Genomic DNA, 5,633 nt, shown 5'->3' with positions numbered 1-5,633 from the left:
TTGCTGAGTCGCTGCGACATAAGTGAGACAATATATTCATTTCATCTGAAAGCCAATGCCTGTTAGATAGAAAGCTAGCGCTTTAAAACCGCTATGTAATGCATTATTTACCCTGCATATCGGCGTTGTTAATTGTTTTTTCATCAATGTTGCAGTAAAGTAGCAGTGATTCAAGGAATTTGTGAATATTGTATTCTACATAAACAATTAAGATAATGGAGACGTCTATGAAAGTCGCTGTATTAGGTGCTGCTGGCGGTATCGGTCAAGCTTTAGCCCTACTTTTGAAAACTCAACTACCTGCTGGTTCTGATTTATCACTTTATGATATCGCACCAGTAACTCCAGGTGTTGCGGTTGATTTAAGCCACATCCCTACAGACGTTACTATTGCTGGTTTTGCTGGTATGGATCCAACGGATGCACTTGTTGGTGCTGATGTGGTACTGATCTCTGCGGGTGTTGCTCGTAAGCCTGGTATGGACCGTTCAGATTTATTCAATATCAATGCTGGCATTATCAAAAACCTAGCTGGTAAATGTGCTGAAGTATGCCCAAATGCATGTATCGGTATTATTACTAACCCAGTCAATACGACTGTGCCTATCGCTGCAGAAGTACTTAAGCAAGCAGGAGTTTACGACAAGCGTAAACTATTCGGCATTACTACGCTGGATGTTATCCGCTCTGAAACTTTTGTTAGTGCGCTTAAAGGCATTTCACTTGCAGACGTTGAAGTACCGGTTATTGGTGGTCACTCTGGCGTTACAATTCTACCGTTACTTTCTCAAGTTAAAGGTGTTGAATTTACTGCTGAAGAAGTTGTTGCACTAACGTCACGAATTCAAAACGCAGGTACTGAAGTTGTTGAAGCTAAAGCGGGTGGCGGTTCTGCGACACTTTCTATGGGTCAAGCCGCGGCACGTTTCGGTCTATCTCTTGTTCGCGCACTACAGGGTGAAGAAGGTATCGTTGAGTGTACTTATGTTGATGGCGGTTCTGATCATGCTACATTCTTCGCGCAACCTGTACTACTAGGTAAAAATGGCGTTGAAGAAGTACTCGCATACGGCGAGCTAAGCGAATTTGAAGCTAACGCACGTGATGCAATGTTAGCTGAACTAACAGCGAACATCACCTTAGGTGAAGAATTCGTTGCTGGTTAATCATTAAATTTAACCGCTTAGGTTAACGATGATGAAAATAGAAACCCAAGTTATTTTAACTTGGGTTTTTTTATTTAAGAAAACCATACTTTGGTCGATATATCTATTATAACAGTAACTATGAACGCCACACATAATCGCTTGGGTTAATTGATATGCTTACAACACTGACAACGAGATTAACAACAATGAGTCATTACCTAAAAACGGTATTATGCGTGGTAATCGCGAGTGTCTCGGTGTCTGGTGTTGATGTTATTGCAGCAGAACAACACGGTAACTCGCCGGTATCAAGTCAGCCGGCTGCAAGTAAGTCGCGAGTCAGTAAACCCGTTGGCGAAAAAGAACAGCGTATTACCGACAGTGGTAAGCGGGCTGTTGCAGCAGAGAAAATCGCAAAAACCACGGCTAAGTATAGCGACTTCCCCAGTGCAGTTGAGCTATATAGTGATGATGAGCTGAATCAATTGATCGGAGCGAATACCCATCTTAAACGGGTGCGAGCAGACGAGTGTCAGCTCGTTGCTGATATTAAAGTACGCGCTGAATTAGTGAAGTTGCCAACCTATCAATTTTTATGGGGAGATATGCTGGCTTGGGGAGTGTGTGTTGATAAGAATGCTGAATTAGGCGTTTACTTCATGCGTGCAGCTGCAAGGCAAGGTCAACCTCGAGCATTAGAGCAACTCGGTCGTTATTATGTGCAAGGTCAATTTGTGCAGCAAGATATCGAACGTGCGCTACCGTTATTTGAACAATCGGCCAAACTCGGTTTTTTACCCGCAAAAATACAGTGGGCTGAGTTGCTCGTGCGAGGTTATGGCAGCCCTTATGATTATCAAACCGCGTACAGTTATTTGTATAATACCGTGACCGCAGATGCTAAGATGCACGAAAAATTAGCCCGATTATTAGCGCAATTAGAACATAGAATGCCTGAACGTGTGATTATAGCGGCAAAGAATGCGGCTAAATATCAGTAAGCACAGGGCATTAAATATTTCATCGGCGCTAACTGAATAGTCAATTAGAGTTAGTTTCGATTCGATCCTATGCTCATTTATCACTATCCTTCTTGTATACCGACTTACTTATGGTACAAAACTGTATCCTAATGTGGTTTGGGTATATAATCCGAACGATATTCCTACCAATTTGGACCTTCTATGAGTAAAGACCCTTTCCATACGCGTGAGCAGGAAAAATACAGCAATCCAATTCCTAGTCGAGAATTTATTCTTGATTATCTTCGTAGCCTAGAAAATTCGATTAATCGTGAGCAAATATTTGCGGGATTAAAATTAGCAGGCGAAGAACACGAAGAAGCTTTACGCCGTCGTTTACGTGCGATGGAACGTGATGGGCAGTTGATTTTCGCTCGTAACAGAACTTATGAATTACCTGAACGCCTCGATCTGTTAGAGGGTCTGGTATTAGGTCATCGCGATGGTTTTGGCTTTTTCCGTCCAGATGACGGTGGTAAAGATTTATTTATCTCTATCCGTCAAATGTCGACATTATTCCATGGCGATCGCATTCTTGCGCAGCCAGTAAAAGAAGAATTTAAAGGCCGTAAAGAAGCGCGTTTTGTTCGTCTATTAGATGCTGAACCACTACAACTTGTTGGTCGTGTTTATCTCGATAAAGGCGTGGCTTTTGTGCGTCCAGATGACAGCCGCATTAAACAAGAAGTTCGTATCAGTGATGAAGAACGTCTTGGTGCTCGTGCTGGTCAAATGGTTGTGACTGAAATTTTAAAACGTCCTACTTATAACTTACCTGCATTAGGTAAAGTTGTAGAAGTACTTGGTGAAAATATGGCACCAGGTATGGAAATTCAAGTGGCGATCCGCACCCATGATATTCCACATGTATGGCCTGAACATATTATTGATGACATGAAAAAATTGTCACCAGAAGTGCCTGAAGACGCGAAACTAAATCGTGTTGATTTACGTGATTTACCTTTGCTAACGATTGATGGTGAAGATGCCCGTGATTTCGATGACGCGGTATTCTGTGAACGTAAAAAAAGCGGTGGTTGGCGTTTATGGGTTGCGATTGCTGACGTAAGTTCATACGTACAAACTAATTCAGATTTAGATTTAGAAGCACAAGGTCGAGGTAACTCGGTTTAATTCCCTGAGCAAGTTGTACCTATGCTGCCAGAAGTATTATCAAATGGTTTATGTTCATTGAACCCACACGTAGATCGTCTATGTATGGTTTGTGAAATGACTATTTCTGACGCTGGTCGCTTGTCTGGTTATAAATTTTACGAAGCGGTGATGAACTCACATGCGCGTTTAACTTATACCAAAGTAGCTAACATCCTTGATGGCGACAAAGCACTACGTGATGAATACCAAGCGGTAGTGCCACATCTGCATCAATTGCACGACATGTATAAAGTATTAAAAGTAGCACGTTCAGAACGTGGTGCGATTGAATTTGAAACACTAGAAACGCGTTTCGTCTTTAATGAACACCGTAAAATCGACAAGATCGTTCCTGTGGTACGTAATGATGCGCATAAATTAATTGAAGAATGCATGATCTTAGCAAACGTTGCATCAGCGCGTTTTGTTAGCAAGCATAAAGCCGCTGCGCTATTGCGTGTGCACGATACTCCAGGCGAAGAAAAGTTAGTTAATTTCAGAAGCTTCTTAAGTGAAACTGGCCTAGAGTTAGGTGGCGGTTTGAAACCAACACCACTTGATTACGCTGCATTGATCAGCAGTATTCAAGATCGTCCGGATAAAGAACTTATCCAAACTATGCTGCTACGTTCAATGAAACAAGCGGTATATCAAGAAGAAAATAACGGTCACTTTGGTTTAGCGCTAACAGCTTATGGTCACTTTACGTCGCCAATTCGTCGTTACCCTGACTTAGTATTACACCGTGCAATCAAGTTTGAACTGGCTAACCAAGCGGCAGTTAAAGCGGGTTCGCCATTAACCAAACGTTGGACTAGCACGGGTGGTTATTGCTACCAAGTGAGTGATGTTGAGACCTTGGGTGAGCATTGCTCATTAACAGAACGTCGTGCCGATGATGCTACGCGTGATGTGTCTGACTTCTTGAAATGTGAATACATGCAAGATCACTTAGGTGATACATTTGAAGGTGTTATTGCCGCGGTAACTAATTTTGGCTTCTTTGTTCGTATCAAAAACTTAAACATCGATGGCTTGGTACATGTATCTAGCTTACGTGGTGATTATTATAACTTTGATGGCGGACGCCAAACATTGCGTGGCGAAAAAAGTGGCGTTGAATATCGCATTGGCGATCAAGTTGAAGTTAAAGTATTAGCCATCAACATGAACGACAAGAAGATTGACCTTGAGCTTGCGGGTGCGGTAACACACACTCGTCGCAGTAAGCGTAAACCGGCTGAATTTTCTGGTAAACGTAAAACTGAAGGCGCAAAAGCAAAACCAGCTAAAAAAACTAAATTAAAATTGAAAATCAATAGTGATGTTGTTGCGAGTGCGGCTGATAAAGCCCGCGTTGCTGCAAAATTAAAGCCGCAAACAGGTGATGCTGTTGAAAAAGGCACATCACCGGTTGATGCAGTTAAGCCAAAAGGCAAAACTAAACCCGCTAAGAAAAAACCTGTAACTAAGGCTAAATCGCGTCCCGGTCGTGCTGAACGTTCAAAGAAAAAAGCACAAGAAAGCAAATAAATAGCAATAGTAATAGTAATAAGGTAGAGAGATACAATGAGCAGTGAACTAATTTTCGGTATTCATGCAGTTAAATCATTACTGGAGCATGAACCAGAGCGCTTCATTGAAGTATACGCACTGAAAGGTCGTGAAGATGACCGTCTAACCCCGTTAATCGCAGAATTAAATGATATCGGTATTGCAGTGCAATTAGTTAATCGTAACACTTTGGATAAAAAGTGCGACGGTGGCCGTCATAACGGTGTATTAGCACGCGTTATTGAAGGCAAAAAGCTAAACGAATCAGATCTTGATACGTTACTTAACCGTATTGAAGAGAAAGAAGAACAGCCATTCTTATTGATTCTTGATGGTGTTACTGATCCGCACAACCTGGGCGCTTGTCTACGTAGTGCTGATGCGGCTGGTGTACACGCTGTTATCGTACCAAAAGATAAATCAGTACAACTGACATCAGTGGTACGTAAAGTAGCATGTGGTGCCGCTGAAACTGTGCCACTGATTGCAGTGACAAATCTTGCACGTACCATGCGTGAACTACAAGACCGTCGCATCTGGATCATCGGTACTGCGGGCGAAGCAACGCAAGATTTATATCAGCCTAAACTAGCGGGTCCATTAGCTATTGCTATGGGTGCGGAAGAAAAAGGTCTGCGTCGTTTAACGCGTGAACATTGTGATGAGCTAGTTAGCATCCCAATGGCTGGCAGTATTTCAAGCTTGAACGTATCAGTAGCAGCTGGTGTTTGTTTGTTTGAAGTTGTTCGTCAAC

At 42.4% G+C, this 5,633-nt stretch carries 3 protein-coding genes and 1 pseudogene; all 4 read left to right on the top strand.

Translation table 11 applies throughout. The features are described 5' to 3' along the window. Positions 1-227: 227 nt before the first annotated feature. Complete coding sequence (gene mdh, locus QNK26_RS06765) at positions 228-1,166, top strand: malate dehydrogenase (RefSeq protein ID WP_319221727.1); 939 nt, start codon at positions 228-230, stop codon at positions 1,164-1,166. Between the two features lie 155 nt (positions 1,167-1,321). After that, positions 1,322-2,149 (top strand): sel1 repeat family protein, encoded by an 828-nt coding sequence (locus tag QNK26_RS06760; RefSeq protein WP_319221726.1) that lies wholly within the window; start codon positions 1,322-1,324, stop codon positions 2,147-2,149. Positions 2,150-2,332: 183 nt separating this feature from the next. Further along, a pseudogene (rnr, locus tag QNK26_RS06755) lies at positions 2,333-4,858 on the top strand (ribonuclease R). A 36-nt stretch (positions 4,859-4,894) separates the two neighbouring features. Continuing rightward, positions 4,895-5,633, top strand: a 739-nt coding sequence (rlmB, locus tag QNK26_RS06750; RefSeq protein WP_319221724.1) for a 23S rRNA (guanosine(2251)-2'-O)-methyltransferase RlmB, incomplete at its 3' end; no start/stop codon positions are given.

This window comes from Moritella sp., from assembly GCF_033791185.1.
Lineage (GTDB): Bacteria > Pseudomonadota > Gammaproteobacteria > Enterobacterales > Moritellaceae > Moritella.
The sequence above is the reverse complement of the archived record's forward strand: the minus strand, read 5'-3'. Positions and strand labels throughout refer to the sequence as shown.

Coding starts and splice junctions, on each gene's coding strand:
- mdh (WP_319221727.1), top strand. CDS start 228: ATGAAAGTCGCTGTATTAGGTGCTGCTGGCGGTATCGGTCAAGCTTTA.
- QNK26_RS06760 (WP_319221726.1), top strand. CDS start 1,322: ATGCTTACAACACTGACAACGAGATTAACAACAATGAGTCATTACCTA.